The organism is Halocatena salina, assembly GCF_023115355.1.
Lineage (GTDB): Archaea > Halobacteriota > Halobacteria > Halobacteriales > Haloarculaceae > Halocatena > Halocatena salina.
Genome location: NZ_CP096019.1, coordinates 1,339,326 through 1,366,312, shown reverse-complemented (window position 1 = coordinate 1,366,312; position 26,987 = coordinate 1,339,326). Strand labels below are relative to the sequence as shown.

The window sequence follows — 26,987 nt, the reverse complement described above, 5'->3', positions numbered from 1 at the left end:
ACGCTTTCGATCGGCGTGTCCGTCGGACCGACGATCGCGCTAGTTCGGCTTAGCGCAGTTCAACACTCCGACCAGCCGCAGTTTTCACAGGTTTTGCAGCCTTCGCTGAAGTACAACGTCATCGACCCACAGTCGGGACATTCCGGGCTTTCCCCGGCATCGATGAGCGATTGGGTGTCGAGGTCGGTCGTCGATCGGTCCTCGGTTTCGGAGGCCGATTCAGCGACTTCCGTTAGATGTTGCTGTTGTGGGTAGGGTTTGCTGATCTCATCGTCGAGATATCGCCGCATTGCCACGCCGATCGCATCGGGAATGGAGTTGATCTGCTCGCCTTTGTCCCATGCCACCTTCGGACTCCTGATTCCCTCAAGATCCTCAGCGATCTCGTTGGGATCGACGCCGGAACGCAGTGCGTAGCTGATGGTTTTGGCCAATCCCTCGGTGAACGACGCCGTAAAGCCACCGGAGTTGCCGATCGTGGCGAACAGCTCGAACGGTTCGCCGTTTTCGTCCTCGTTGATGTTGACGTACATCTTGCCGTAGCCGGTGTCGATGCGCTGGGTCACGCCGTACAGCACGTCCGGCCGTGGCCGTTCGCGTGCGTACGCGCCACCGGCCTGTCCCTTCAACAGCTCCTCGATATCGGTTTCGAGCTTGTCCCGCACATCCTCGTTGTCGAGGAACGCCTCCACATCGCCGAACACCTCCTGAATCTGCTCGACGATCGTCGCTGCGGCTTCGCGCTCGTCGGCGAACTCCGCGTTTTCGGCTCGTGTGGTCAACACCTGCTTCGAGCGCGTTCCATCCCGGTAGTACGTGACGCCCTTGCCGCCGTGGTCATAAATGTACTCGAAGACCTCCCGTGCGTCGGCCATCGTCGAATCGTTCGGGGCGTTCACCGTTTTCGAGATCGACGAATCCACCCCGTCCTGACAGGCACACTGGACGGCAGCGTGCTGTTTGGCGGTGACGTCCGAGGTGACGACGAACAGCTCGCTGATGGCATCGGGTACCGTCGACAGCGAATCGACGCCGTCGAACGTGTTGCTCGCCATCTGTTCGGTCGCTTCAGTCTTGGCGGCGTCGACATCGATGTCGTTGGCCTCCAACACGCGAAGGAAGTAGTCGTCGAACTCCACGAGCATCTCATCACCTTGCACGTCGTCTGAAACGTTCTTGTAGTAGGCGACGTTGTAGATCGGCTCACACCCGCCCGTCGTGTTTCCGACCATGGACGTCGTTCCGGTCGGTGCGATCGTCACCGTGTTGTGGTTCCGGATCGGGAAGCCGTCTGCCCATTCCTCGGCGGACTGGCCCGTCTGGTGTTCGAACCACTCCTGGTATTCGAGCGGATCGGCGTATTTGGAGTCCGACCACTCCTCGAAGCTCCCGCGTTCTTCGGCCAGCTCGTGGGAGGTCTGTTTCGAGTGGTGGTTAATGTGGACCATGAGCTGGCGGGCGACCTCGTTTCCGATGTCTGAACCGTATCGGATGCCGAGCTGGATGTACAGTTGCGCTAACCCCATGATGCCGAGTCCGATCTTGCGCATCTCCCGGACCTTCTCCTCGATCTCTCGAACCGGGAAATCGGACATCGTCACCACGTTCTCCAAAAAGCGCGTGCCCAACTCGATCCGGCGGTCGAACTCCGCCGTGTCGATCGCTTCCTCTAAGAACGCCTCGACCGCCGCTGCTTGGGACTCGTATTCGTCCGCGTGGTTTTCCGACCACACCCGCCAGTCGGGCGCGTTCCGTGCCGCGAGCGTCGAGAGGTTGATGTGCCCGAGATTGCACGCTTCGTACTCTTCGAGCGGTTGTTCACCACACGGGTTTGTTGCTAAAATTTCATGATCTGGGTGCTCGTCCACGTCGAACGAGTGTTCGTTGTTCACCCGTTCGAGGTAGATCACGCCGGGTTCGCCGTTTTCGTGTGCGCCGTCGATGATGCGCTCCCAGATGAGTTCAGCGGGAATCGATAGCTCTTCGCCGATCTCGATGTGCTCGCCGAGATCGTACCGCTCGTACATCTCCTTGGTTTCGGCAGTGGCGATGTGGGGATCGCCTGTGCGGGGATTGGTGAAGGTAAACTCTTCGCCGGCGTACAGCGCTTCCATGAAGCCGTCCGTGACGCCGACGGAGATGTTGAAGTTCGAAAGATGGCCCTCCACGGCGTTGCGGAGGTGTTTGGGCACGCGGCCGTCCTCGTCGATCAGTCCACGAGCCTCTTCGAGCGCTTCCGAGAATGAGGTGTAGGTGTAGTCGTCGGGATCGTTCAAGCGGAGACAGTGGGCCAATGAGACGTCCTTGTTCTTCGAATGGATGAACTCGATCACGTCTGGGTGAGAGACGCGCATGACGCCCATCTGTGCGCCCCGGCGGGTGCCGCCCTGAGCGATCGTTTCACATAGCTGGTCGTACGTTCGCATGAAGGTGATCGGACCCGATGCGATGCCCCCCGTCGATCCAACCGGGTCCCCATACGGTCTGAGCTGCCAGAACGCATATCCGCAACCGCCTCCCGACTGAAAGACTTCTGCAGCGTTCTTTGCTGTTTCATGGATGTTCGTCAGGTCATCATCGGGCGACATCACGAAACAGGCAGAGAGCTGTTGGAGTTCGTCCCCGGCGTTCATGATCGTCGGGGAGTTCGGGATGAAAGCGAGTCGCTCCATCAGCTCACGGAACGTGTCAGCCGTGGATTCGACGTGATCTGCGATTTCGCTCGGGAGTTCTGGAACGACCGTATCGTACGCAAATTTGTTGACGTTATAAACAGAGAGCGGGGTTTCGGCGTCGTCATCGGCCGTCACGCCAGCACCGAACACCTCGGCGGCGAGTTCATCACGGCGGGGATGGTCGGGCTTCAGCTGGTTAGGTTGGACAGTGATCTCGGTTTCTCGTCGTTCGCTTTCGAACACCGCTTCGGCCAGTGCGATGTTCTTTGCGATCCGCTCGAACAGTTCCTCTTGGGTCTCGATGGGCGTACCGTCTGCGTCCTTGCGTAGATAGCGTGCTGGTAAGATGTTGTTGTACGCGTTTTCGGTCATCCGACCTTCGAGTGTATCCTCTTCGGTTCGCTTGATCGGAAGGGTGATCTCCTCCGCAGACTGTTGTGGCTGGCTCATACTGTACACTCCGTGCGGGTTCGTGTGGTGGCCTGTTGGTCTCCGTTTCGAGTCATCGATGAAAGGCGGGTCCGACTGCAAATCATTTCAACGCTACGGCTCGGGTCGCATGTGATAATATGATCACACGTGACTCTCCGGGGTGTGGGCTGCACGTTTGACTTCCTTCGTGCCTGTCCCAATAACGGTTCTTAGACCGGAGTGAAAGTGAACCTTACGTCTACGAACCATGGGTGGGAAAGGGTATTGGAGTGGAAACGATTCGGGGTTTAATAATAATTTTGAAACGATGGATCGACGTTTGAGCGTCTTATTGAGCCCCATCCCAGTATCCGGACGGCAACCTCTACGCGTAGATTTCACTCATTCTCTTATATCATTCTAGATGGATCTAAGCGTTGAGTTCCCACCTGCCGATTAGTGGCGATTGCGCCACGGAGCGTACGCGATTGTGCCCGTCCTGAAAGACGATATCCTCTCCTGTTCACAGATGTGGCATGATTTAACTGGGAGGATGCTGTGCCTCCGTCATGAACGTGGTGTTACCACTTCAGTTACTTACTGTCCCGGACGCTTTCGTAACGATCGCCGTTATCGGCGCCGTGTTGCTCATCGGTCGGTTTCTGTTGAATTTGGCGATCAAGGTGGTCATTATCGTGGCGGTCATCGCCGGAATGCTGTGGCTACTCGGGGCGAGTTCGTTCGTTTCGCTGGCCGCGCCGATGCTCCCACTTTTCGGCTAGCTCACCGCTTTCAGCGTATCCGTGTCGTCACTTCACACCCGTTCTCGGTAACGATGATGGTGTGTTCTTTCTGGCTCACGAGGGTACCTTCTTCCTCTTGAAGGACGGGGTAACCGTGGATCACGTCCGCCCGTTGCAGCCGTCGGAGGGCCATCTCGGCGCGGTCGACGTCGAGCCACCGGGTGGCAAAGGGGAGCGTTTTGAACTGGTCGGTGATCTGTTCGAGTGCCTTTCTGGCACGACGGTTTCTGACCGAGCGTTCGTGATCGAGCGCGAAGATCTCCTCGGTGGCACCCTCGTTGACTTTCCCGCTGCCGTCGGTAGCGAACGGCTCGATGGCGACTACGTCGCCTACTTCGAGTTTGACGCCGGAATCGATGGCGCGATTGGGGATATTCGGCGGAACGTGCTGTTCCCAGTGGCCGAGTCCGTGTCCGGTGAGGTTCACGACGGGATTGAAGCCGTAGCCATCGATCACGTCCTCGATTTCCGCGCCGATCGTCCCGGTGTGGATGCCGGGTTCGATCGTTTCGAGCGCTGCCTTGAGGGCTTGTTCCGAGGCCTCTTTCAGTTCGGCATTGCCCGAGTGATCGATAGTGATCGCCGTATCGGCCAGCCAGCCGTCGATGTGCACGCCGATGTCGAGGTTGACCATCTCCTCGCCGAACGTTGTTTCGTCGTCGATCGAGGGCGTCGCATGAGCGGCTTCATGGTCGACGCTGATGTTGACCGGAAACGCCGGCTCGCCGCCCAGCTCTCGGATCCGTTCTTCGGCCCACTCGGCGACTTCGAGGTGACTCGCGCCGACCTCAACGCGTTCGGCGGCTCCCTCCCGAACCTCTGCGAGGATCCGACCGGCCTCTCGGTGTTTTTCGTACTGTTCGTCGGTGAGGTCGACATCGCTCATGGTTCTTTTCCGGCCGACTGGAGGATATGCGTTGTGTTGTGTGCTTACTCGTGGCTGAGAGAGCTATCGATGGCGATACTCATCAGCGCGTAGCGAGTGTCCGTCACGATCCTTACAGAGTGTGAGCATCCCGATTCCTGAGACGCCAAGGATGACCGCGGCGATCCCGGTGATGAGGAGCGTGGTCGTGTTGCCGACGAACGAGGCCATGCCGACGAACATCGGCGGACCGATGGTCGTCCCGAACTGGAGCACGCTCGTCCGAATACTCATGATGCCGCCACGAAACGAATCGGGCGTGAGTGCGTTCAGTGCTGTATCGGTTATCGGTTCGGAAAACCCCTGTCCGATCCCGAACAAGAAGAGTGCCCCCGCCAGGACGACGAGTGAGTGGGTGAGTGATACGACCGTCATACCGACCCCGTACGTCACAAAGCCGAGGGCGATGAGCCGCGGCGGCGAGAGGTGGTGAAGGAGCCGGGACGATTGGGAGGACGTCAGTCCCATCGTTACTGCTGGAAGGCCGAGCAACAACCCAATCATCCCCGATGAAAGTCCATAAAGATCATCGAGAATGAACGGCACGATCGTGAGCTGTGCTCCATACAGAATGACGAAAATACCGAAAAAAGACACGTACAGTCCGAGCACTCTCCATGTTGGGACAGCTCGTACCGCGTTGATGACGTATGAGAGACCGGATGAGTCCGCGCCGTGTTCGATTTCAGGGAGTATCGCAGAACCGATGACGGCAATGACAATACTGAGTGCGAAGCAGACAAAGGGGACGGTCCACGAGAGCAGGGCTAGGACTCCCCCTAGAGGAGGGAAGCCTGCTGCGCCGACCGCGAGGATAGCCGCGTTCAATCCGATGAGACGGCTCCGACGGTCACCAGAAAACAGGTCGCCGAGCAGCGTCACAGTGAGGCTCATGATGGCGCTGCCAGCGATACCCTGCATGACGCGGAGACCGAGAATCGTCACGAACTCATCAACGAACACGATGAGGACGCCGCTTACGCCGAAGAGAAATAATGACGGAACGAGTACCTGCTTGCGGCCAATGCGGTCGGAGACGAGTCCAACGAACGGTGTTAATACGACTCCGGGCAACGTGAACGCCGAGATGAGGAGACTTGCTTGACTGGCTGAAATGTCCCACGCCGCCTGAATCGTCGGTAGCGCCGGGCTGATGAGTGAGACGCCCATCACGCTGACGAGCGTACTTGCAAAAATAATAAGAACTGTCTTGGATTGCTGGATGTCTGCGAGTGGATTGGTGATGTGTGTGGTGGTCATAGATCTGTGTCTGGCGGAACTCGCGTACTGGTGTCGGGCGTGGCGAATCCAGTACGGCCACGGACCCAACCGAGCTATCGCTCGTGACAGCAGTCTATTAAGACTGACCCATGCCAACGCAGTAGTGTTGCCGACAGAGAGCCGCAAAAGCCGGCCGCATGTCCGTAGAGCCGCCCGCTATCCTGAATTCGATTATGCTACATTTCAACCTTACGAAGCGGGTGCTCCCGATAGGATCTGTACAGCGCTGTTTGTCGGTTACTCGTCGGTGGCGCTCGTCTGCATTGTTTCCGTGTTGAACGCGCGTCCGACCGAGCCATCGGGATCCATGACGATGACCCCCGCTCTGGCGCCGGTGAGATCTTCGAGTTCCTCGATGGCGAGTTCGGCGGCGTCCTGTGGTTCCCGTCCGAGTTCGAGGTGGTCGACTGCGCGCCGGGCGAGCGTCACGCGGACGATCTCCTCGCCTTCGCCGGTCGCGCTCGCCCCACCGGCGTGCGTACAGTAGAACCCGGAGCCGACTTGTGGTACGTCTCCGACGCGTCCGGCGAGCGCACACCACCGTCCACCGGTTGCGGTGCAGGTCGCAACTTGCTCCCCGTCGGTCGCCACCGCTCCGACGGTGTCGGTGCCGTCGAACTGGTCGCGGACGAACGCCAACTGATCGGTGATGGCGTCGTTATCGGGACTGTCGAGATCGGTCCAGTCATCGGTTGTCCGCTCGCTCCGGAGATCACAGTCCGTCTGGATATCGAACGCGTTCGCGAGCGCGACGGCTCGCTCTCCCGCCACGAGCACGTGGGGGGTTTCCTCCATGACGACGCGAGCAGCCTCGCTAGCGTGTTTGACACCGGGCATCGAGCAGACCGCACCCACCTCCCGGTCGCTGCACATTACGCCGGCATCGGTCCGAACGACGCCGTCCGATTGGATCGCTCCGCCGACGCCAGCGTTGAACCGGGGCGATGACTCCAGTCGTTTCACCGTCTCGATGACCGCATCGACAGGCGTTGCGGTGCGTTCTCCGGCTGTAACCGCTCGTTCTAACACCGACTGGCGCTGTTCGGGGTGCTCTACTGCTCCTCCCGCTCCCCCGTGGGCGATAACGTTCATGTTCTTCCGTGAATCGGGGGCATGGATACACTGTCGGTCTCGCTTCACGAGATCCGTTTCGACCGTTACTCTCCGCGTTCCGTCTCGCGGAGGATGAACGGGCCGATCGCGAGCGTCCGCTTTGCGACAGTCAGCAGGCGAAGGAGGTACGAAAGCAACACCGCAAACGGAAGCAGCGACACGACGTACAGCCCCCCAACGAACAGATAGGTGGTGTCGAATCCGGCGATCGCTCCCGGCCCGGACAGCGTTGACGGTTCGTTCACGAAGATCGTGTAGCCGACGAGCATCAGCACAGGCAGCGCGGCGTACAGCATTGCCCGCGAGATGTTGACGACTTCCCACTGGAAATACAACGTCTTGAAATGCTCTCGGGCAGGACCGAAAAACCGCAACGCTTCGATGACGTCTTCGATCGCGTCATCTGCGGCTTCCGAGAGCGTTCTGCTGTAGCGCTCTCGCAGCGATCGGGCTGTGGCGATCTTCCAGGAGTAGTTGTAGTTCAACACGGGCAACAGCGTTTCAAACGAGCCGAACGTTGTCCCTTCTAAATCGTTTCGTACCGCTGTGCTGTGGTCGATGACATCCTCCGTGTACGCCACGATGTCCTCAGTCTCTTCGGCGGTAGCGTCCTCAGTCACTGCTTCGTTGAGCGTTCGCGTCCGCCTTTCGACCAGATCGATGAGTGTCTGGAAAAACCGAGACGGATCGGCAGGCACCGCACCGATCTCGCTCGATTCTTCGATCTTCTCGCGGAATTCGGTAGCGCGGTTCATCCGCTGGCGCTGTTCACCGAGCGGGCCGATCTCCTGTGAGAGTACTAACTGTCCGATCGTGAGCACGAGTGTAACGCTCGTGACCGTTGCGATGATCATCGAGCTAAACGCCGACGACACGGTAGAGCCGGTTGTGAGTTTTCGAGCCACTGTCGGCCCGATCGCGTAGAAGACGAGCAACAACAGATACGACCCCACCAACAACAGTCCCGTCACTACCCATCGATTGCCTGTGATCAGTATCCAGTGCCGTAGCCGGCTGTCACCCACCCGCTCCCGCATCGTCTCTTCTGGTTGGGATAGTTCGTCTACTCTCTCCATGGTTCGTGATTGGGGCGCATTCACCTACTGTTGTTCGACGTCTTAAGTCGGCCTGACGTAGCGACTCGCCGTATCACGGATGGCGAACGCGTCGACATTTATGCGGTGTGAGTGCATGGCTCGAATATGCGCGTGCTAGTCACGGGGGCGACCGGATTCGTCGGCAGCCGTCTGGTGCCCGCGCTGCTCGACGATGGACACGAGGTGGTTGCGCTTGTCCGTGACCGACACCGATACGATCCACCCGTCGGCGTCACAGTCACACAGGGTGATCTGCTCGATGAGAGATACTTCGAGCACGCACTGTCGGACGTCGAGGCGGCGTACTACCTCGTTCATTCGATGCGGGATGGCGGCTCGTTCGCAGAACGCGACCGGAATGCAGCGCGTAACTTCGCCCGGGCGGCGAGTGGGTCTGACATCGACCGTGTCGTTTATCTGAGTGGACTCGGTTCGAACGAAGGCCGGCTGTCGAATCACCTTCGTTCCCGCCGTGAGGTCGAGCGGATCCTCGATACGGGTGCGTACGATCTGACGACGCTTCGGGCCGCGATCGTCATCGGTGACGGCAGCGCCGGGTATGAAATCATCCGACGGCTCGGTGAACGGTATCCCGTTCTGATCGCTCCCAAAGGGATCGACACGCGGTGTCAACCGATCGCTATCGACGATGCCATCGAATACCTCACCGGCGTGCTCTCAGTGCCCGAAACTGCCGACGACACGTTCGAGATCGGTGGGCCGGACGTGCTCACCTATCGGGAGATGTTGATACGGATCGGGCGCGCAACACAGAACCGAGCACCAATGATCGTGACGCTTCCCGTCGATTCGTCCTTGTTCTCCGGACACAGCGTAGCGTTGCTGACCGGCGTATCCCATCGCATCGTCACCCCGCTCCTCGACGGCTTGAACGATCCGGTCGTCGTCACCGATACCCGCATCCAGTCGCTGGTTCCGATCGATCGAACTCCGTTCACGACTGCGCTCGAACGGACGATCCATCCTGACGACACCCGAAACCAGCAGTGATGACGGACGATGAAATCGAATTCGGTGAGACGTGGGTGTATGAGAGCATCGTTGCTGCCCTTCCCGGAATCGATCTGTCGAGACCGGTTGCGATAATCATCCAGCTCGGTCTCTTCGAGGCGGGCGTTGTGCTGTCGGCATGGTACTACGATCTGTGGTCAGCGGTCGTCGCCGGAACGGCAGCGGTTCTCGTTGCTGCGATCGGGAGTATCGAGATGCTTCGGATCTCCACGCTCGTCCGAGGCCAAGCTATTCCCGAAACGTATCGCCGACTCCTGTTCGGATCGAGCGTCGAAGTCGTATTGGGGGTGCTCGCGTTCGTTGCGGTCGTTACCCACCTGTTCGTCTTCGACGATTTCCGTCTCGTCACCCGACTCATCGGTTCTCACCCGCCGGTCGTCGTCGTGTATCTGTTGTTGCTCATCCTCTGGGACGTCTGCTATCGCGTCGGCACCGGATGGTGGACTTCTGTCACAGCGCTGTGGCGGTCGTGGCAGTACTACACCCAGTTCGACGCACGAACCGCTCGCGCCCTCCGACGAGCTGACGTCGAAAACGTTACGTTCGGTGTTCTCCAGCTCTTGTTACTCCCGTTTCTGCCCCGACAACCCGTGCTCGCAGCCGCACTCGTCGCCCACGTCGCTGCTGTTGCTGTCGTCACTGGCGCATCGATTCTCCTTTTGACCCGTCGAATCACGGAGATCGAGGACACTATTTCGATTTGATCTGTTTGAACTGATCGAGGAGTACCTCCGTAGAGTCACCGGAGTCATACGTGAGCGTTCCGCGGTACTCTACCCGCTCATCGTCGAAATCGGCGTCGACAACGCCGTTTTTCGCTTCACGACGTTCGTACTCGTCCTCGTCAAAGGCACCCATTGACATGGTGTGAATAATAGTTATCAATTGAAGCTTATCAATGTAACGGTGGTATAGGTTAAAAATGAAAACTGTTAACTCGGACTGATTGACGAGCATACGGAGTACAGCGAACAATATCCGGAAAACCCAGCAGTTGCGAGAGCGGAATCGATAAACTCGTTGGGGATCAAAAGAAACCGTGGCAGGTCCACTCCGGTTTCGGGTCTCAATGTCCTCGTGGTCGATAGACCGTGTTCGGCGCGATCTTCTCGCGCCGCTCGATTCGACGTTCGGTGCAACGCTTCGTCAATCATCAGTTCCTGGAGCGTTCGAGGGTTGTCGGCTCGACATGGATAACGGTGATTTCGCGTTGTTCGCGTGGCGAACAGCAGCAGGTGCTCCCCACGTCGGATACTGGCTCGGGAACACCGAGACGCCACAAACGCTCTGGCAGACCGACAAAGTGGGGTTTGGAGCCGCTCCGAACGATGTTTCTCGGTGGGCACACGACGAACTCCTCTCCGATCTCCGCGATCAAGAGCCGTGGCTGGCGGACTACCCCCATCTCAGCTGGTTTTTCCTTCCCGTGTTTCATTCGAAGGACGGACAGGAGAGCACGCGTGCGTTCTTCCGGGACCACGCCGCTGGGTTTCCCGATGCAGGGCGCGATGCGGCGCTGGATTTTTATGAAGAGATCCTTCATACGGGAGTTCTCGATCAGTACCGGGAGACGATGGCCGGGAAGGTCGGGACGAGCACCGATGTCGATCTCGTGCGAATGAGCGCCGCGATGAGCGAGTTCACCGCCGCGAAACTTCTCGATGTGTCGGGTCATGCGTTCGTTCCGGAGATCGAACTGAACAGCGGCTACACGCTTGACTTCCGAGTATCCGATGCGGACGTACTCGTCGAAGTCACCCGTCCCCGTCCGCCGACCCGCCGAACCATCGACACGCCCATCGGAGCGCTCAAACAGACCGCTGAAGCCAAAACCGACGACCAGCTTGATGCCCATCACGAGGCGGTGTTGCTCGTTGATTGTTCATCGTTCCGAGACGATCAGTGGAACGCCGTCAAAGGCGAACAGCCCCGTCTCGCCCACACACCAACCGTCGTTTTCCGGGCACGACCGACCGGTTCGATCGAAGGGTACGCCGTCGGTGATCTCCCGATCGATTTGGATCACTCGTTGGCGTGGGTGTGAACTCCAAGAAGGATTCAATGTTTACGAACCTCCAATTCATAGACATCATCGAATAGAAACAATTACAACACACTGTCGTGATGTCGGAATATGCGTTGGTTTCCGCTTGCCCGCAAGGAGTTTCGCGGGATCGTTCGGTACAAGGGAACGTGGTTGTTCACCCTGTTGCTCGTGTACTTCGGCTATCAACCGAGCTACATCGGCTATCGGGGCATCGGTCCCGACATCACCATTGCGTACATACAGAATTTCGCTACGATGTTGCTCCCGCTGGGAGTGTTGTTGCTGAGCTACCGCTCGATCATCAAAGAACGTCGGTCCGGGAGCTTGAAGTTCCCGTTGGGGCTGCCGCTGACACGAACCGACGTGCTGCTCGGAAAGATCGCCGGTCGGACGGCTGGACTGGGCGCTTCGGTGCTCGTGGCGTGTCTCGCACTCGCTAGCTACGGGCTCGTGAGATACGGACTGTTTTCGCCGCTGCGGTTCGTGGCTGTCGTGCTCACGACGCTGGTGTACGTGCTCGTGCTCGTATCGATCGCCGTGGCGATATCGGCGGTCACGCGGCGAGCCATCACTGCGACGGTCGGCGTCTTCGCGGGGCTGTATCTTCCTCTGTTCGTATTTTGGCAAATAATGATCCGTTGGCTGAACGGAATGATCACTGACACCGGTGCCGGCACCGCCACCGCTACCGGTGTCCAAGCGTTCGAGCCGGGTGGCGTGTATTTTCTGTTGCTCCGCCTAGCACCAGGCAACGCCTACACTGTGCTCACGAACTGGCTGTTAGGCGTGGGCAACGCGGCGCGGGGGTACGTCGGCGTGGTACGAACGACCCAAGCTTCCTCTTCCCCTCAGGTGAGCGCGTTTCCGATCGTCGAGACGACACTACAGGATCCACCGCTCTACTTACACGAGGCGGGAGGACTACTCGTCCTAGCCGTGTGGGCGGTCGTCCCGATCGGGCTTGCGTGGCTCCGTTTCACGCGAGGTGATGTCATATGAGCGATAACAGCATCGAACTCCGTGGTCTGACGAAACGCTTTGACAACACCGTTGCCGTCGATGATCTCTCGCTCACGGTGCGAGACGACGAAACGTACGGCTTTCTCGGGCCGAACGGAGCGGGAAAATCCACGACGATCAGTATGCTGCTCGATTACCGACGACCGACCGAGGGAACAGTGCGCGTACTTGGACAGGATCCACACACCGACGGCGCGGAGGTGCGTTCTCGGATCGGTACCCTGCCGGATGGGTACAGCACTTACGACAAGCTGTCCGCCCGTCGTCATCTGCGGTTCGTGATCGACACGAAAGGCGCGGACGACGATCCCGAGGAACTGCTCGAACGGGTCGGGCTTACCGACGTGATCGACGATCCTGCTGGAACGTTCTCACAAGGGATGAAACAACGGCTGGCGCTCGCCATGGCGCTGGTCGGCGACCCGGAGCTGCTCATCCTCGATGAGCCGTTTACGGGACTCGATCCCCACGGCGTCCGAACGGTACGAGACATCGTTCGGGCAGAACGCGAACGAGACACAGCGGTGTTCTTTTCGAGTCATATCCTCGGACAGGTCGAACTCGTCTGTGACCGGATCGGTATCCTCCACAGCGGGCGACTCATCGCGGAAGGAACCCTTGATGAACTCAAAGCTGGAATCGACGCGGACGAGGACGCCTCGATCGAGGACATCTTCGTTGCGTACACGAACGATTCCGTGCGGGCTACGACGGAGGGGATCCGATGAAACGACGCACGCTGTTGGGAGCGATCAGCGCGTCGATGCTCGGGATGGCAGGCTGTCTCGGTCGAGACGAATACACGTTATCGGCCCCCGACATCGAACAGACCGACGATCCGTTGCGGATCGATGCGACCCTCTCCGGGCACGACGTCACGATCGATGGGTCGCCAACGCTGACGCTCACCCTTGAGAACACGGGCGAGACGCCGCTCCAACTCCGCACCACGAACCTGTGGCCGTTCGGGGTACCGGTGTTCAGACGCGCAAACGGTGAGTACGGAGAGATCCTGCTGTTGTCGGATCGGTACGACGAAGCCGAGGGTGTGAACGTCTCCGTCGGCGGTGGGTTCCGGAGCGTACAGCTGCAAAGCAAGCCGATCACGCAGACGCTCCAGCCGGCAACGCCGATCACCCGGGAGTACACCATTCGCGGCGATACGATCACGACCGAAGGAACGTACGAATTGCAGAGAAACAGCATGGGCCGATCCGCTTCCGTCACCCCAACTCGACGGAACAACAGTAGCAACGATTCGCGCCAGAAGCGCATGACGCCCGACGACTGGCAGTATCTATTCAAGTATCGACCCGAGGATGGAGATACGTATTACGCGTATCAGCCGACGGTTTCGATCACCATCTCCACCAAAGGCCTCCTCCCCGATCTGTAGTCGCTTCAAAAGGAGAGCTGATCGTAACCTTGCTCGCCGGGGGCGATGGGATCGCGGTCGGAGTAGTACTTGCGACCGATCGCTTTGTCACTCACCGCGCCGTAGATGGCCAATCGAGCCGCTTCCGCGTCGGGATACGTTTCGTTTCCGACGCGCGAGAGCGCCGTTTCGATCGTCTCGCTCCCGTTGGGCAACGCGAGTTCGAGATCGCCGTACTCCTCGATCAATTCCCGCGTCGTTGCCGGGTAACTATGGGCCTCGAATCGTTCGTCGGCATCGGTGAATAGCCGCATACTACAGATCACTTTCCAAACCATCATAAAAGTTCAGTATGAATTCACCATGTCTCATTAGTCTCATTAAAGACGATTAAGGATGCGTGGTATTGGTTCTGGAGGTAGTAGGATGTGTATGGTCGTCGCCGATCTACACGTACACACGACGAACTCCGATGGAGCGTTGGAACCGGATGCAGTACCGAAGGTAGCTGCTATGGCCGGTGTGAGCGTCGTTGCCATTACCGATCACGACCGCCTCGTCCCATTTCTCAATGCTCCAGTCAAGGAGATCGGCGGGGTGACTGTCATCCACGGGATCGAACTCCGCGTGGAAAGAAACGGGCAACAGATCGATCTGCTCGGGTACGGTGTTCGTCCCACTGAGGCACTCTGTGCGGAGATAGACCGGTTACAGGAAAACCGCATCGAGCGCGCCAACGAGATCGTAGAGCGCATCGAACGCCGAACGGGTGTGACGCTCGATATCGAACTGCAACCCGGCGTGGGTCGGCCACATATTGCGCGCGCAATCGAACAGAGCGCGATCGACTGCGATTACCACGCCGCGTTCGATCGACTCATCGGCGACGACTGTCCCTGTTTCGTCCCGCGGCGCGTTCCGTCGTTCGAACGTGGACATACGCTTCTCAAGGATGCGTGTGGACTGGTGAGTCTCGCCCATCCACTGCGGTACGACGATCAGGACCGAGCGTTGTCGCTGGCAGCTGCGCTCGACGGCGTGGAGTACCATTACGACTACGGCCGCGACGTCGATCTCCAGCCGGTCGAACGGACGATTCGGGAGAACGATCTCGTCGTTACTGGCGGGAGCGACGCTCACGACCGAACGCTCGGACGGGCCGGACTGAGCGAAGCGGAGTACCACAGGTTCCGAACGCGATGCCGTCGTGACTGAAGCACGTTCGACCGTCGTCAGAGGGTGAGTACCACACCACTCATATATCCACGCGGTGCTGGCTACGAGACATGCCACAGTTTTCATCTCGTGTCGAGGCGGTGTCGATCAGCGGCATTCGGGAAGTGTTCGAGGCCGCAGGCGAGGATGCGATCAATCTCGGGATCGGACAACCGGATTTTCCGACGCCCGACCACGTGCGAGACGCCGCCACCGCCGCCATCGAATCGGGGACGGTCGACGGCTACACCTCCAACAAAGGACTCCAGTCGCTCCGGGAAGCGATCGCCGACAAACACGAGCGAGACAACGGGTTCACCGTTGATCCGGGGAACGTGATCGCTACCGCAGGTGGGAGCGAAGCGCTACATCTCGCTTTGGAGGCCCACGTCGATTCCGGTCAGGAGGTCATCATCCCCGATCCAGGGTTCGTTTCCTATGAAGCACTCACCCATCTCGCGGACGGAACGCCCAAGCCGATCGGTCTCCGGGACGATCTGACGATGGATCCGGACGCCGTCGAGGCGGCGATCACCGAGGACACGGCGGCGTTCATCGTCTGTAGTCCGGCGAACCCGACGGGCGCGGTCCAATCGGAGGCGGACATGCGTGCGTTCGCGCGGATCGCCGACGAGCACGACGTGCTCTGTCTTTCCGATGAGGTGTACGAACGGATCGTGTTCGACGGCGACCACCATTCACCGATGGCGTTCACGGAACGGGACAACGTGGTCGTCGTCAATGCCTGCTCGAAAGCGTACTCCATGACCGGCTGGCGGCTCGGCTGGGTCGCTGCCAGCCACGAGCGCACCGAACGGATGTTGCGCGTTCACCAGTACGTCCAAGCATGCGCGAGCGCACCTGCCCAATACGCTGCTCAAGCCGCACTCACCGGACCACAGAACGTGGTCGGTCGGATGGTATCGGCGTTCGAGGAGCGCCGTGACGTGCTGCTCGACGGTCTCGACGACATCGGTCTCGACACGCCAACCCCCCACGGGGCGTTCTACGCGATGCCGACGGTGCCCGACGGCTGGATCGATGCGGTGCTCGCTCGGGACGTGATCGTCGTTCCCGGCGAGGCGTTCGGTGACCGCGGCAACGGTCACGCCCGCATTTCGTATGCCACCGGCGTCGAACGGATCAAAGACGCCCTCGAACGCATGGACGACGCAACCGCCGCCGCTCGGTAATACGCACTCGGTCCGACGAGTACCGTTTCGACGACATCGATAGCTCCGGCTGTCGCCTCCGTCTGCACTGACTGAACAGATCGCATACGATACATTACCACACCATTAGTAATGATTGATTTCTGGTGTTAAATAGTACTACTGAGTGTACTGACCCCAAACTATCATTAAAGATCGGATGAGCATACTAAATCATGGGGGTTCAAGCATTATCATGGGTTTTGTTATCTCTTCTCAATTCTAATCAGTAATCTGAAGTTTTTTGTATCTGGATACTCAATGTCTGATTGAGAGGCGGTCACACCAGTATCGGTGTTGGTCCGCTTGACGTACACCATGATGCCACCACAACCACCTTCGTCGCAGGATCGTCCGATCGATCAACCGCATGTTCCCGACGGGTCGTCGTTGCTCGCGTTGTTCGGGATGGCGCTGGCCATGCCAGTCGTGATGTGGGCGCTGATCGACCCGGTTCGGATCGTCGGAATCGCGGCCGTCGTCTGTGCGGTCGTCGTGTTCGTTCGTGCCGCGCGGCAGTTCCACCGCGCTGACGGAGCGTTCCACGTCCCCGGAACCGGGTTCGATGTGAAGATCACCGTTAGCCACTCGGGCCGATAACGTAATTCGACTACTGTTCTTTCTCCTTTCTCTGAAACCGCAAGCTGCAGTTACAGCAGTTCCGTCGCATCGATCTCGCCGACGGTTTCTTAGTTGCTAATCGTACGAAGCAGCGAGTCCACAGCGACCGTCGGAACGCGTCACGTCGCACGCTGGTAGTGGGTGAACGCCATATAAACAGCGATGCCTGCGATGATACTGATTGCCAATTCGTTATCGGGTGACAAATACGTCAGCATCGCTATCAACCAACCAACTGCTATCGGGAGGATGACGTTGTAGTTGCCATCTTCGATCGAAATGTACATCGAGTGAAGGACGAACAACGCCACCAAACCCAACAGAAAGTAACCGAGAACCAGTGCTCCGATAGTGATCGCAATCGATACCAATATGACACATTTCCCTCGATACGATCCGTACTTCTCTAGTAGCGCCATCATTCACATAATGTCAATTTATAGGACCATATTAACCGTTCGATGGCATAGTAACAACATCGTTGCGAACGGTCGTTGGATCCTCGACTACCGTTTGCTCGATGATTTATATCTTTATATAAATGGTTGGGTTATAAGCATATTCCGCCGGATCGCTTATTGCAAGCGGTGTTCACCCGGTACATATGAGTGTCACACGCCGCGGGAGAGGGACGAGCGCCACACTCCGCGCGCTTGGGTCGCAGGTCCATCCGGTGTTCATGTTGCCGGCGGTGGCGGCCAGCGCGTTCGGGGCGGTGTTGGCCCCTGCGTTAACCCTTGAGATCGTCGTGCTTCATGGGGGGATCGTGTTCTGTGAGCTGTACACTGCCCACGTCAAGGACGGCTACGTGGATTTCTATCTACGGGGTGAAGACGAGAGCCATCCCTTGACCGGTCGGGGCTGTCGGCTCGCACTCCTTGGCGCGTCCACGCTCGTGTTCGTTGGGTTGGGGATGCTCGCCGTCGCCGTCGATCCGATCGCCGCGTTGCTTGCACTTCCCGGATGGCTCATCGCTTATTTCCACGCTCCACAGCTCGACACCCATCCCGTGGGTGCGACTGTCGGTTACCCGCTCGGAATTAGCACCACCATCCTCGGGGGATACTACGCACAGGCAGCGTCACTATCGACGACGCCGATCGTGTACGCGATCGTGTTTCTGGTGGTGTTGTCGGGAGTCAAGATCATCGACGATGCGACCGATTACCAGTACGACCGGTCGATCGAGAAACGAACCGTGGCGGTCGTCGTTGGCCGCGCTCGCGCCCGCCAGCTCGCCACGGGGCTTATGGCAGTCGGGCTTGCGATCGTCGTCATCGGAAGCGTCCTGACACCGATCATTCCACCAAGCAGTATCGTCGCTGTACTCGCGTTCGCCGGGATCGCTGGGATGGCACGCGAGCGAGACGCGGAACTAGCGACCATGATCCTCATCCGCGGTACGTACGTCTTTCTCGCGCTGTTGGTCGCAGCCGTCTGGTTTCAACCCCTTCGTTGATGACGAGCGGGCGATCGTTACTGGTCGCGGACCACGACGAACTCCGCAAGATCGTGGAGATACTCGAGTGCTTGTTGGCTTTGGGGGGTGGTGGTGGTATCCATGTCCGCTGTCGTGAGCGCATCGATGGCCGCCTCAGCCTGTTCGTGCGCGCGCTGGTTGGCCTGCTCGGGAGTCAGGTCAGCGATCTGGACGAGCGACGGTCGTTCCATGGCAGCATCCTGTCCGACGGGTTTCCCCAACGATTCGGCTTTAGCGGTGGCGTCGAGCACGTCGTCGCGGATCTGAAACGCCACTCCCACGCGTTCGGCGTACTGACCGAACGCCTCGACAGTGTATGGATCGGCGTCCGCAGCGATCGCGCCGAGTTCGGCGGCAGCACGGAACAGGGCACCGGTTTTCCGGCGTGCGAGTACCATGTACTCGGACTCCGTCTCGGGACGGTCGACGAGTTCCGACGCTTCGCCCTCGCCGAGTTCGACCATCGCCTCCGCGACGACTCGCATGGCGCTTTCATTCGCCGAAAAGAGGTCGAACGCCTCCCCAAGCAGTCCATCGCTTGCGATAATCGCCGGGCCGTACCCGAACGCACTCCACGCGCTCGCAACGCCCCGACGGAGGTCGGCATCGTCGATAATGTCGTCGATGACCAACGAGGCGTTGTGGACGAGCTCGATGCCGACTGCGAAATCGAGCGCACCGTCGATCGTCCCACCGGCAGCCTCACACGTCAAAACAGTTATGGTTGGGCGAACGCGTTTACCACCCGCCAACGAGACGTGTCGAACTTCCGAACCGAGTGTGTTCGGGGCCACGTCGTCGAGGACCGATTCCAACCGCTGTTCGACGCGGTCTCGCCGGGTCTGCAGATACTCCATCGTTTCACCTAGTTCGTGGGGCGAGGTTTGTAGGTGACGAATGAGACAGTCCGTGTCGCCGACGGTTCAGGATCCCATTGGGCTTCGGTTCGTCCGCGACGAACCTGTACGGATCGATGGGACTCACGTCCGAGTGAATCTATGCAATTAAGTAACGTCAGACCGGCTTCTAAACCGATGGAGTACTATGCGGGCGTCGATCTGGGCGCGACGAACACCAGGGCGGCGGTGGCCGACGCGACCGCAACCGTCATCGGAGCCGCAACCCGTTCAACCCCCCAAGGTCCGACCGGTATCGCTGTGACCGAAACTGTGCTGTCGGTGGTTCGCGACGCCTGTGAGGAAGCAGGGATCGATCCGTCGTCGATCAGTGTCGTCGGCGTCGGATCGATCGGACCACTCGATCTGGCCGCAGGCGTGATCGAAAACCCGGCCAACCTCCCGGACACCATCGATCGAATTCCGCTTTCCGGTCCGCTCAAATCCCTCATCGGTGGTGATCGCGTCGTACTCCGGAACGACGCAGACACTGGACTACTCGGTGAACGATTTTACGGCGAGTACGCTCCGGATGACATGATCTACGTCACGATATCGAGCGGCGTCGGTGCTGGTGTCGCCGTCGACGGCTCGTTGCTGTCCGGTTGGGACGGAAACGCCGGTGAGATCGGTCACATGCTCGTCGATCCCGACGGGATGATGACGTGTGGATGTGGTCGAGACGGCCACTGGGAGGCCTACTGTTCGGGTAACAACATCCCGAAATACGCACAGCAGTTGTACGAACAACACCCGATGGAAACGGACCTTCCGCTTTCTTCCACTGCTGACACCGCTGACGTTCCGTTCGATGCGGCGGAGCTGTTTGCCCACGCGGGAACGGATCCGTTCGCGGATTACGTCATTGAGCGCATCGGTAAGTGGAACGCGGTCGGGATGGCGAATCTCGTACACACCTACGCGCCGTTGGTCATCAACGTCGGCGGTGCGGTGGCGCTCAACAACCCCGAGTTGATCCTCGATCCGATCAACGAACGATTATCCGAGATGGTGCTCACGAACGTGCCCGACGTGCAGTTGACGACGCTCTCCGGTGATGTCGTCGTTCATGGCGCGCTTGCTAGCGCGCTGTTGGCCGACGGTCATACCCGTCCCGATAATCCCGAACAGTTTCGAAAATAAGCGTGACTACGACCAGCCCAGTCCGGTCGGCTGTCGCGGCGGTGAGAGCGGACTCGTCGGCAGCTCCGCAGTCAGTTCAGGATCGTTGTACGCCGTCGGAGCGACGTCATTGGCACCGTGAGGGTAGAACATCGAGGCGAGCGCGTGGACGTGTTCTCGTCCCACGCCGAGTTCGAACTGACCCCCGCCGTACATCTCGATACCGTTAGACTGGCAGTGCTCGATCGTTTCGAGCAACGATTCCAACGATCCGAACCGGGAGGGCTTGATGTTCAGCACGGCGGGTTCGAACGGCAGCGCTTCGATGTCGGTGACGCCGTGGATCGGCGCGTCCCACGAGATTCGCTCGGTGTTGGGAGCGAGCAGTTCCTCGGTGGCGTCGGTGAGTGCCGGATCCTCGACGATCGCCTCGGGGAACCGTTCCAGTACCCGCTCGTACAGTTCGAGATCGGGGGGTTGATCCACCTCGGTTCCCTCATAGTGGCCCTTCAGATCGAGAATGCGAACCCGACCCGTCTCGGCGAGTCGGTCGATGAGGGTGGGTGTCCACTCGCTCGTCGGGTCGAGTTTGAACTCGGTCGAGGGGTACCGTTCGAGCAGCGTCTCGATGCGCTCGAACGTCGGTGGATCACCGAGCCGAGTGCTCACAACGAATCGTACCGGGTCGTACTCCTCTCCAAGCACTGCCGCGAAGTTCGTTCCGTCCTGTTTGAGTGCGAGATCTAGCGCGGCGCTCTCGAACCCCCACCGGCGGTAGGCCTGCTCGGTCGGGTCCGGGGCGAGAGCCAGCGCACCTACTGCTTTCGAAAACGTCCGGTGGGTGTACGATCCCGGTGGCGGCGTCGTGGGCTGATCGACGAACGAATAATGCCGCTCGTTATCGTAGATAACGTCTTCCCCATAGCCGACGGCGTTCTCTCCGTGTAGTTCGATCGTCGTCGTCGTGCGCGTGAAGCCGCTCGATGTTGCGCGCTCGGTGAGTGAAACGTCGTACCTCTCGATCGTTATCGGCAGTTGCGCCAACTGATCGTACAGCGTCATACATTTCACTGGACGGCGGTGAACAAAAAGATTGATCCGCCGTACTTTCCGCTCGGGAATGGTGAAGCGCGTTCGAATGAAAACGGGAGCGCCGGAGGAGAGATTTGAACTCTCGAGTCCGTGAGGACAGCAGATTTCGAATCTGCCGCCTTGGCCAGGCTAGGCTACTCCGGCTCAGTGGCTCATACAACGTCCTCCATTTAGTCGGTTTCGATTTCCGTTCCGGTTCGGTGTTTTGGAGCCCCATCGCGTGGCCGATCAGTTTCAGTTTCGAACGGCGAACGCGCTACCGAGTCCCGCGATGATGGTCCCGAGCGCGACAACGAACGAGAACACGAATAGATCCGGAACGCTGGTCCCACTGGCTTCCACGGCGGTGAGTACAGATGCGATCATGAACTGGACGATGGCACCCACGCCCGTCGTGATCGCTACCAGTGCGTACACTGCCAGCGGTTGGGCATCGGTCTGGTGGTTGCCGATCTGCCGACCAGGAATGATGCCGACGATGGGGGTCGCGAGTGCGATCGGTATGATGGTCGCCATCGCAATGTCTTGGCCGAGTGTTCCGACCGAACCGGAAAGCGTGCTCCCCACGATCCCGAGACCGATTCCTATCGCGGCGAACAACACTAGCGACGATTTCATCTGGCCGATCGCCGCTTCGCTCTGGAGGAACGTACTGACCGCACTGCTGGCTGTGTCCCGTCGGGTAACCCGCGGCTGCATCTCCGTGGTTACAGACTGGTGGGATTCTTCTCCATTCACATGTCTGTTTGTTGAATCATTTGGTTGCGTTGTCGAATGACTATCGTCGCTTCGTTCGGAGTCCGACATCACAAGCAAGGTATTTCGTATGGTGTTATCAAGGCAACGATATCAAACGATACTCGACAAGATTGGTTCCAAACACGATCCGGCGATCGATACATCGATCAATACTTTTTCATTCAACAATACAATCTCTGATGAAGAGAGTGATGTCGGGCACACCAGTACAGGGGGGCGACGACTGTGAGTGAACTCAGTCAGCTAGTCGTCCTCATCATCTCGTTAGGGGTTATTGCTCAGATACTATCTGATCGGTTCCAGGTCCCGAGTGTGCTGTTTCTCATCATCATGGGGATTCTCGTCGGTCCAGAGGGACTCGGGCTGATATCGTTGGAGCTGTTCGGGACGGGACCACTGAACACGATCGTCGGGTTGAGCGTGGCGCTCATCATGTTCGAGGCGGCGTTCCATCTCAAGGTGGAGAAGTTTCGAGAGGCACCCCGAACGACGTTTCGGCTGGTCACCATCGGTGGTGTGATCGCCTTGGTTGGGACAGCCATCTCCGTTCGCGCCTTTTTACAGGCGAGGTGGGAGATCGCGTTTCTGATCGGGGCGTTGCTCGTGGCCACCGGGCCGACCGTGATCACTCCGATCTTACAGACTGTCCGCCTTCACGATCGCGTCGCTGCCGCCCTCGAAACCGAGGGCGTAACGAACGACGTCACCGCGTCGATCCTCGCCGTTGTGGTGTTTCACTTCATCACCACACCGAGTTCTGGCATTACGCACGTGATCGGTTCGTTCATCATGCGTCTCGGGGCCGGATTGCTCGTCGGGCTGGTCGTCGCCGGGATCGTATGGTATCTGCTCGAACACACCCAAATCCCCGCAAACGACACGCCTCAGGCCGCCCGTCTCCTCGCGTTGGCCGGGGCCCTCGTCGCATACACCTCTGCAAACGCGGTTCCGGGGGCGAACGAGGCCGGTATCGCTGCCGCCGTAACAGTGGGTATCGTCCTCGGCAACGCCGACCTCTCCTATGAGGAGGGGATCGAGGCATTCAACGGCGATCTGTCGCTGCTCGTCCTGTCATTCGTCTTCATCACGCTGGGCGCGCTGATCCAGTTCGATTCGTTGTTCGCAACTGGATTTGGGGGACTTGCAGTCGTGATCGCGGTCGTGTTGGTCATCCGCCCGTTGATCGTGGGGCTCTCGACGTACGGAACGCAGATGACCTCAAAAGAACGGATCTGGATGGCGGCAGTCGCTCCACGGGGGATCATTCCGGCCAGCATTGCGACGCTGTTTGCCCTCCAGCTACAGGAACTGGGACAAAACGACGCTGCAACGCTGTTGACTGGAACGGTGTTTCTCGTCATCCTCTTAACTGTCCTGTTCGAAGGCGGATTAGCCCGACACCTCGCGGAATATTTGGATGTGATACCGATGCGTGCAATCATTGTTGGCGGCGGCCGTGTCGGCCGTACGCTCGCTGAACGACTCGAGGACCGTGGTGAAAACGTCGTTATCGTCGAACAGGACCCCGACGTGGTCGAGACGGTAAAACGGATGGGATTTTCTGTTCAGGAAGGCGATGCGACCGATCTCGAAACGCTGCGCGAGGCTGGCGCGGAGCACGCCAAAATCATGGCAGCCGCCACCGGCGACGACGACGTGAATCTGCTGGTCGCACAGCTCGCTCGGACGTCCTTCGACGTCGAGACTGTCATCGCCCGAGCGAACAATCGTTCGAACGTGAACGCCTTCAAAGAACTCGGCGTCCGGACCATCTCCTCTACGCTGTCGGTTGCGTGGGCGATGGACAACGCGATCGAACGACCTGCTCTCACGGAGTGGATGAATGAACTCGAGCGGAGTGGGGATGTTCAAGAGATCGAAATCACGAGCGACGCGATGGCCGGAACGAAGATCGGTTCGCTGGGAGATGATTTCCCGAACGGCTGTATCATCGGTCTTGTCAGCCGAGGAGAGGAGTCTCACGTTCCGACTCCCGATTTCGAATTCGAACGCGGCGACCATCTCACGATCATCGGACGGCAAGACGCCGTCAGGGAGGCGATCGAACTGTTTGATCCGGGTCGGTTCCAGACGTGATGGCCGTTCGTCGCCGTCAATCACGCGTCCGGCGCGTCAGTTGCCGTTAACGATCCCTGCGACCGCTTCGGGATCGAACAGCGTGACGTCGCCGAATGCGTCGGGATACACCTGCTTTGCTGCCCGCTCGGTCACCACGAGGTTCGTGATCGGTCCTTGATACAGCGGGCCGCCACGGAACACCATGTCGTTTTTGACGGCGGTGAGCTTGCTCGCCACGGGATGCTCTTTCAGGAACGAAACCAGCGTCTCGTTGAACTCGGATTCGGTCTGACCTTCGTGCCCGCGGAACAACAACACGTCCGGGTCGACCTTCAAGATCGTCTCCAGATCGACGTGGGTGCGCGATGAGTGGAGGTTTCCGATGTCGGATTCCGCGAGCGCATCGTTGACGCCCAGATCCCGCCACTGCTTGAAGCTCGTTCCCTCGTCCATGACGTACGGTGAGAACTCCGTCGGCTCGTTCCCTCCTGCCCAGAAGATCCCAACGTTCGGACGCTCTGATTCGGGTGGAAGCGAAGATTCGATCGTCTTCTGGAACTCCTCGTGGAGCGTTTTGAACTCCTTGTATCGTTGCTCCTGTTTGAACACCTTCGATAGCTTCTCGAACGCTTCATAGAGGGTGTAATACCGGTAGTCGTGCCATTTGTACCCCCGAGAGAAGATGGTGTTTCCGAAAAAGGGAGCGATGTTCTGATCGATCTGGTTGACGTCGTTTTGGTTCATTCCCTTAAACCGGTTGAGAATGAAGTTCGGATCCATGACGTGTACGTCCGCTTCGATCTGATAGAACACCTCTTTGCTGATGCCGTCGCTGTACAGCTGTGTCATGCCGCTTTTATCCACGGACACCTCCGGGATCGCGTCGTAATACTGAGTGTGATACCGATCGGTGAGCCACACCCCCTCGGGCGGCTTTTGCCCCAACGCGATCCCCATATCCGCCCAACTCCCGTTGTTTGCCAACCACGTTTCCGGAACGCCGTCGACGGTAACCTCACCCATCGGCTTGATCGACACCGAGTACGGATCCTCCGATCCCCCGTTGGATCCGTTATTGGAGCCGGACATGCCCAGACAGCCTGCGAGCAGCGTGCTTGTGGCCGTTGCAGCGATCCCTCCGCGGAGGAACCCGCGACGGGAGATGTTCGAGTTCGTCATCGTTCTTTAGGCTAGCCTAAATACTCAAAACGGCATCGATTTCAGTAGTGACGGTGCGGCAGAACAGACATGCGTATCTTCGGTGTGAACAGCTGCGAAAAACGGTTACTCACCGAGCGTCGAGCCGGCGTGTTTCGGTTCGTCTCCCGGGCGGGTGATGAGGTTCTCGCGCCCGACGCTGATCTTGGTGATCTGCCCTTCGTCTTCCATCTGTGAGAGGAGTCGACTCACCTTCGATTTCGACCATCCGGTTTCAGTGACGATGTCGGACTGATGCATCCGTCCCCCGTGTTCCGTGAGCAGTTGTTGGACGTGGTCCTCGTCGGTGAGCGGTTCCGGCGTGGTGTTCTTCTCGTCGGTTTGGTGGTCTTGGTCGGCAGACAGCGCCGTGTTCTCGTCTGCCGTTGTGTCCCTGCGCCGTCGCCACCAGTACCAGACGCCCCCGATCAACAGTCCGCCCCCGAGGACTGTTGCCGCAGTTTGGAGGGGATTTTCCGTCGGTGCCAACAGGAAGAACTTCTGATCGACCGGGTTCGTTCCGCGTTCGATCTCCGTGGCGTCGTCGACGCCGTCGCCGTCGGTGTCCGGACTCGAGGGATCGGTGCCGTGTTCGTGTACCTCCGGGCCGTCTTTGAGACCGTCGTCATCCGTGTCTGGGTCCGTTGGGCTCGTTTTGTGCTGGTGTACCTCTGCCCCGTCTTCGAGACCGTCGTTGTCGGTGTCTGCATCCAACGGATCCGTACCCAACGAGAGTTCTTTGTCGTCGTCGAGTCCGTCGTCGTCGGAATCTTTCTCGTTCGGGTTCGTCCCGTGCTCGTGTACCTCTTCGTAATCGCTCAGGCTGTCACCGTCAGTGTCGATACTGGTGGGATCTGTCCCGTGTTTGTTCAGCTCGGCCGGATCGGTCAATCCGTCCCCATCCGAGTCGTTCGTGGTCGGATCGGTGCCGTAGTTGTTTTCCTCCACGCCGTCTGATAACCCATCGCCGTCCGTGTCTGATTCGTTCGGGTTCGAACCGACAGCGTACAACTCCTCTCGGTCCGTCAGATCATCACCATCAGTGTCTTTGAGCGTCGGATCGATTCCCTCATCGACTTCCTTTTTGTTTGTAACGCCGTCGTCGTCGTGGTCGCCGTTTTGGCTGAGCACTGTGAGCTGCGTGCTTGACGCGTTGAGTGGCTCATCGGAGGAGTTGTTGGCAAAAACGGTGACCGAGACGGTTTGGGTGCCGGTCGCGTTGTCCGGCCACTCCGACCGTTCGATTTCTACCGTTTCGGAGGTGTTCATGACCGTGACCGGCGTGCACTCGATCTCCCGATCATCTACCCCGGATTCCATGGTGAGACAGGCCTGATATTCTCCAGGATCACCGGATACTGTCGTGGTGATCGTGTGTGGCTCCCAGCCCGCAACGTACGTATCGTTCGAGGCGGTGTCGATGTTCGTCGCTCCCCTGATGGAAGGGTCGTCGACAGTGATGGATGGTGCTCCGGCTACCGGGCCAGCGGCCGTACCCACAAGGAGTACGCACACGATCAGGACCAGGCGTACACG

26 protein-coding genes and 1 tRNA gene are annotated in these 26,987 nt (G+C 59.0%); 13 read left to right on the top strand and 14 right to left on the bottom strand.

Annotation, left to right across the window (positions count from 1 at the left end):
• Positions 1-59: 59 nt before the first annotated feature.
• Positions 60-3,125 (bottom strand): adenosylcobalamin-dependent ribonucleoside-diphosphate reductase, encoded by a 3,066-nt coding sequence (locus tag MW046_RS07000; RefSeq protein WP_247992421.1) that lies wholly within the window; start codon positions 3,123-3,125, stop codon positions 60-62.
• Between the two features lie 530 nt (positions 3,126-3,655).
• Between MW046_RS07000 and MW046_RS06995 the strand changes: the two genes are divergently transcribed.
• Positions 3,656-3,868 (top strand): DUF8029 family protein, encoded by a 213-nt coding sequence (locus MW046_RS06995; protein WP_247992420.1) that lies wholly within the window; start codon positions 3,656-3,658, stop codon positions 3,866-3,868.
• A gap of 10 nt (positions 3,869-3,878) precedes the next feature.
• Here MW046_RS06995 and map read toward each other — a convergent pair whose 3' ends face one another.
• From map to MW046_RS06975, 4 genes are all read right to left on the bottom strand, one after another.
• On the bottom strand, positions 3,879-4,775 hold the full coding sequence (gene map / locus MW046_RS06990) for a type II methionyl aminopeptidase (protein ID WP_247992419.1): 897 nt from the start codon (positions 4,773-4,775) through the stop codon (positions 3,879-3,881).
• A 63-nt stretch (positions 4,776-4,838) separates the two neighbouring features.
• Positions 4,839-6,074 carry an MFS transporter gene (locus tag MW046_RS06985; protein ID WP_247992418.1) on the bottom strand — a complete coding sequence of 412 codons (1,236 nt, stop codon included), beginning with the start codon at positions 6,072-6,074 and terminating at the stop codon, positions 4,839-4,841.
• Positions 6,075-6,332: 258 nt separating this feature from the next.
• Complete coding sequence (locus MW046_RS06980) at positions 6,333-7,187, bottom strand: isoaspartyl peptidase/L-asparaginase (protein ID WP_247992417.1); 855 nt, start codon at positions 7,185-7,187, stop codon at positions 6,333-6,335.
• A gap of 65 nt (positions 7,188-7,252) precedes the next feature.
• On the bottom strand, positions 7,253-8,284 hold the full coding sequence (locus MW046_RS06975; RefSeq protein WP_247992416.1) for a DUF7972 family membrane protein: 1,032 nt from the start codon (positions 8,282-8,284) through the stop codon (positions 7,253-7,255).
• A 126-nt stretch (positions 8,285-8,410) separates the two neighbouring features.
• On the opposite strand from MW046_RS06975, the gene MW046_RS06970 reads away from it, so the two are divergent.
• Positions 8,411-9,316: an NAD(P)H-binding protein gene (locus MW046_RS06970; protein ID WP_247992415.1), complete on the top strand. Its 906-nt coding sequence runs from the start codon at positions 8,411-8,413 to the stop codon at positions 9,314-9,316.
• Entirely contained in the window at positions 9,316-10,041 is a 726-nt protein-coding gene (locus tag MW046_RS06965) for a DUF7530 family protein (RefSeq protein WP_247992414.1), read from the top strand. Before MW046_RS06970 ends, MW046_RS06965 begins: the two co-directional genes overlap by 1 nt.
• Here the strand turns inward: MW046_RS06965 and MW046_RS06960 are convergent.
• Positions 10,028-10,201: a DUF5786 family protein gene (locus tag MW046_RS06960; protein WP_247992413.1), complete on the bottom strand. Its 174-nt coding sequence runs from the start codon at positions 10,199-10,201 to the stop codon at positions 10,028-10,030. The genes MW046_RS06965 and MW046_RS06960 overlap by 14 nt on opposite strands.
• A gap of 175 nt (positions 10,202-10,376) precedes the next feature.
• On the opposite strand from MW046_RS06960, the gene MW046_RS06955 reads away from it, so the two are divergent.
• The 4 genes from MW046_RS06955 to MW046_RS06940 all read left to right on the top strand — a co-directional run bounded on the left by MW046_RS06955 (position 10,377) and on the right by MW046_RS06940 (position 13,800).
• The gene (locus MW046_RS06955; RefSeq protein WP_247992412.1) at positions 10,377-11,381 is read left to right on the top strand and encodes a DUF5784 family protein; all 1,005 of its coding nucleotides are present in this window, start codon (positions 10,377-10,379) and stop codon (positions 11,379-11,381) included.
• Between the two features lie 90 nt (positions 11,382-11,471).
• Positions 11,472-12,383 (top strand): ABC transporter permease, encoded by a 912-nt coding sequence (locus MW046_RS06950; RefSeq protein ID WP_247992411.1) that lies wholly within the window; start codon positions 11,472-11,474, stop codon positions 12,381-12,383.
• Entirely contained in the window at positions 12,380-13,132 is a 753-nt protein-coding gene (locus MW046_RS06945; protein WP_247992410.1) for an ABC transporter ATP-binding protein, read from the top strand. The genes MW046_RS06950 and MW046_RS06945 overlap by 4 nt, the downstream gene beginning before the upstream one ends.
• Positions 13,129-13,800, top strand: coding sequence for a DUF8130 domain-containing protein (locus MW046_RS06940; protein ID WP_247992409.1), 672 nt, complete (start codon positions 13,129-13,131; stop codon positions 13,798-13,800). The genes MW046_RS06945 and MW046_RS06940 overlap by 4 nt, the downstream gene beginning before the upstream one ends.
• Positions 13,801-13,805: 5 nt before the next feature.
• On the opposite strand, the gene MW046_RS06935 is transcribed toward MW046_RS06940, so the two are convergent.
• Positions 13,806-14,093, bottom strand: a complete 288-nt coding sequence (locus MW046_RS06935) for a DUF5789 family protein (RefSeq protein WP_247992408.1) — start codon at positions 14,091-14,093, stop codon at positions 13,806-13,808.
• 118 nt (positions 14,094-14,211) lie between these two features.
• Between MW046_RS06935 and MW046_RS06930 the strand changes: the two genes are divergently transcribed.
• From MW046_RS06930 to MW046_RS06920, 3 genes are all read left to right on the top strand, one after another.
• Positions 14,212-14,994, top strand: a complete 783-nt coding sequence (locus tag MW046_RS06930; RefSeq protein ID WP_247992407.1) for a PHP domain-containing protein — start codon at positions 14,212-14,214, stop codon at positions 14,992-14,994.
• Between the two features lie 71 nt (positions 14,995-15,065).
• Positions 15,066-16,187, top strand: coding sequence for a pyridoxal phosphate-dependent aminotransferase (locus MW046_RS06925; protein WP_247992406.1), 1,122 nt, complete (start codon positions 15,066-15,068; stop codon positions 16,185-16,187).
• 339 nt (positions 16,188-16,526) lie between these two features.
• Entirely contained in the window at positions 16,527-16,805 is a 279-nt protein-coding gene (locus MW046_RS06920) for a hypothetical protein (RefSeq protein WP_247992405.1), read from the top strand.
• 140 nt (positions 16,806-16,945) lie between these two features.
• Here MW046_RS06920 and MW046_RS06915 read toward each other — a convergent pair whose 3' ends face one another.
• Positions 16,946-17,197 (bottom strand): hypothetical protein, encoded by a 252-nt coding sequence (locus MW046_RS06915; protein WP_247992404.1) that lies wholly within the window; start codon positions 17,195-17,197, stop codon positions 16,946-16,948.
• Positions 17,198-17,430: 233 nt separating this feature from the next.
• On the opposite strand from MW046_RS06915, the gene MW046_RS06910 reads away from it, so the two are divergent.
• On the top strand, positions 17,431-18,285 hold the full coding sequence (locus MW046_RS06910; RefSeq protein ID WP_247992403.1) for a UbiA family prenyltransferase: 855 nt from the start codon (positions 17,431-17,433) through the stop codon (positions 18,283-18,285).
• A 17-nt stretch (positions 18,286-18,302) separates the two neighbouring features.
• Here MW046_RS06910 and MW046_RS06905 read toward each other — a convergent pair whose 3' ends face one another.
• A complete protein-coding gene (locus tag MW046_RS06905) occupies positions 18,303-19,163 on the bottom strand; it encodes a polyprenyl synthetase family protein (RefSeq protein WP_247992402.1) in 861 nt (286 codons plus the stop codon).
• Between the two features lie 177 nt (positions 19,164-19,340).
• On the opposite strand from MW046_RS06905, the gene MW046_RS06900 reads away from it, so the two are divergent.
• Positions 19,341-20,345 carry an ROK family protein gene (locus MW046_RS06900; RefSeq protein ID WP_247992401.1) on the top strand — a complete coding sequence of 335 codons (1,005 nt, stop codon included), beginning with the start codon at positions 19,341-19,343 and terminating at the stop codon, positions 20,343-20,345.
• A 6-nt stretch (positions 20,346-20,351) separates the two neighbouring features.
• On the opposite strand, the gene MW046_RS06895 is transcribed toward MW046_RS06900, so the two are convergent.
• From MW046_RS06895 to MW046_RS06885, 3 genes are all read right to left on the bottom strand, one after another.
• Positions 20,352-21,386, bottom strand: coding sequence for an enolase-like domain-containing protein (locus tag MW046_RS06895; protein ID WP_247992400.1), 1,035 nt, complete (start codon positions 21,384-21,386; stop codon positions 20,352-20,354).
• 89 nt (positions 21,387-21,475) lie between these two features.
• Positions 21,476-21,560: transfer RNA gene (locus tag MW046_RS06890), tRNA-Ser, on the bottom strand.
• A gap of 90 nt (positions 21,561-21,650) precedes the next feature.
• On the bottom strand, positions 21,651-22,115 hold the full coding sequence (locus tag MW046_RS06885; RefSeq protein ID WP_247992399.1) for a hypothetical protein: 465 nt from the start codon (positions 22,113-22,115) through the stop codon (positions 21,651-21,653).
• Between the two features lie 285 nt (positions 22,116-22,400).
• On the opposite strand from MW046_RS06885, the gene MW046_RS06880 reads away from it, so the two are divergent.
• Positions 22,401-24,272 (top strand): cation:proton antiporter domain-containing protein, encoded by a 1,872-nt coding sequence (locus MW046_RS06880; RefSeq protein WP_247992398.1) that lies wholly within the window; start codon positions 22,401-22,403, stop codon positions 24,270-24,272.
• Positions 24,273-24,308: 36 nt separating this feature from the next.
• On the opposite strand, the gene MW046_RS06875 is transcribed toward MW046_RS06880, so the two are convergent.
• Together MW046_RS06875 and MW046_RS06870 are read right to left on the bottom strand one after the other, a co-directional pair.
• A complete protein-coding gene (locus MW046_RS06875; RefSeq protein WP_247992397.1) occupies positions 24,309-25,433 on the bottom strand; it encodes an ABC transporter substrate-binding protein in 1,125 nt (374 codons plus the stop codon).
• A gap of 105 nt (positions 25,434-25,538) precedes the next feature.
• Positions 25,539-26,951 (bottom strand): helix-turn-helix transcriptional regulator, encoded by a 1,413-nt coding sequence (locus MW046_RS06870; RefSeq protein WP_247992396.1) that lies wholly within the window; start codon positions 26,949-26,951, stop codon positions 25,539-25,541.
• Positions 26,952-26,987 lie beyond the last annotated feature (36 nt).

Bases quoted from the DNA above. Each gene is read 5' to 3' on its own strand.
- MW046_RS07000 (WP_247992421.1), bottom strand. From the start codon at position 3,125: ATGAGCCAGCCACAACAGTCTGCGGAGGAGATCACCCTTCCGATCAAG.
- MW046_RS06995 (WP_247992420.1), top strand. From the start codon at position 3,656: ATGAACGTGGTGTTACCACTTCAGTTACTTACTGTCCCGGACGCTTTC.
- map (WP_247992419.1), bottom strand. From the start codon at position 4,775: ATGAGCGATGTCGACCTCACCGACGAACAGTACGAAAAACACCGAGAG.
- MW046_RS06985 (WP_247992418.1), bottom strand. From the start codon at position 6,074: ATGACCACCACACACATCACCAATCCACTCGCAGACATCCAGCAATCC.
- MW046_RS06980 (WP_247992417.1), bottom strand. From the start codon at position 7,187: ATGAACGTTATCGCCCACGGGGGAGCGGGAGGAGCAGTAGAGCACCCC.
- MW046_RS06975 (WP_247992416.1), bottom strand. From the start codon at position 8,284: ATGGAGAGAGTAGACGAACTATCCCAACCAGAAGAGACGATGCGGGAG.
- MW046_RS06970 (WP_247992415.1), top strand. From the start codon at position 8,411: ATGCGCGTGCTAGTCACGGGGGCGACCGGATTCGTCGGCAGCCGTCTG.
- MW046_RS06965 (WP_247992414.1), top strand. From the start codon at position 9,316: ATGACGGACGATGAAATCGAATTCGGTGAGACGTGGGTGTATGAGAGC.
- MW046_RS06960 (WP_247992413.1), bottom strand. From the start codon at position 10,201: ATGTCAATGGGTGCCTTTGACGAGGACGAGTACGAACGTCGTGAAGCG.
- MW046_RS06950 (WP_247992411.1), top strand. From the start codon at position 11,472: ATGCGTTGGTTTCCGCTTGCCCGCAAGGAGTTTCGCGGGATCGTTCGG.
- MW046_RS06945 (WP_247992410.1), top strand. From the start codon at position 12,380: ATGAGCGATAACAGCATCGAACTCCGTGGTCTGACGAAACGCTTTGAC.
- MW046_RS06940 (WP_247992409.1), top strand. From the start codon at position 13,129: ATGAAACGACGCACGCTGTTGGGAGCGATCAGCGCGTCGATGCTCGGG.
- MW046_RS06935 (WP_247992408.1), bottom strand. From the start codon at position 14,093: ATGCGGCTATTCACCGATGCCGACGAACGATTCGAGGCCCATAGTTAC.
- MW046_RS06930 (WP_247992407.1), top strand. From the start codon at position 14,212: ATGGTCGTCGCCGATCTACACGTACACACGACGAACTCCGATGGAGCG.
- MW046_RS06925 (WP_247992406.1), top strand. From the start codon at position 15,066: ATGCCACAGTTTTCATCTCGTGTCGAGGCGGTGTCGATCAGCGGCATT.
- MW046_RS06920 (WP_247992405.1), top strand. From the start codon at position 16,527: ATGCCACCACAACCACCTTCGTCGCAGGATCGTCCGATCGATCAACCG.
- MW046_RS06910 (WP_247992403.1), top strand. From the start codon at position 17,431: ATGAGTGTCACACGCCGCGGGAGAGGGACGAGCGCCACACTCCGCGCG.
- MW046_RS06905 (WP_247992402.1), bottom strand. From the start codon at position 19,163: ATGGAGTATCTGCAGACCCGGCGAGACCGCGTCGAACAGCGGTTGGAA.
- MW046_RS06900 (WP_247992401.1), top strand. From the start codon at position 19,341: ATGGAGTACTATGCGGGCGTCGATCTGGGCGCGACGAACACCAGGGCG.
- MW046_RS06895 (WP_247992400.1), bottom strand. From the start codon at position 21,386: ATGACGCTGTACGATCAGTTGGCGCAACTGCCGATAACGATCGAGAGG.
- MW046_RS06885 (WP_247992399.1), bottom strand. From the start codon at position 22,115: ATGCAGCCGCGGGTTACCCGACGGGACACAGCCAGCAGTGCGGTCAGT.
- MW046_RS06875 (WP_247992397.1), bottom strand. From the start codon at position 25,433: ATGACGAACTCGAACATCTCCCGTCGCGGGTTCCTCCGCGGAGGGATC.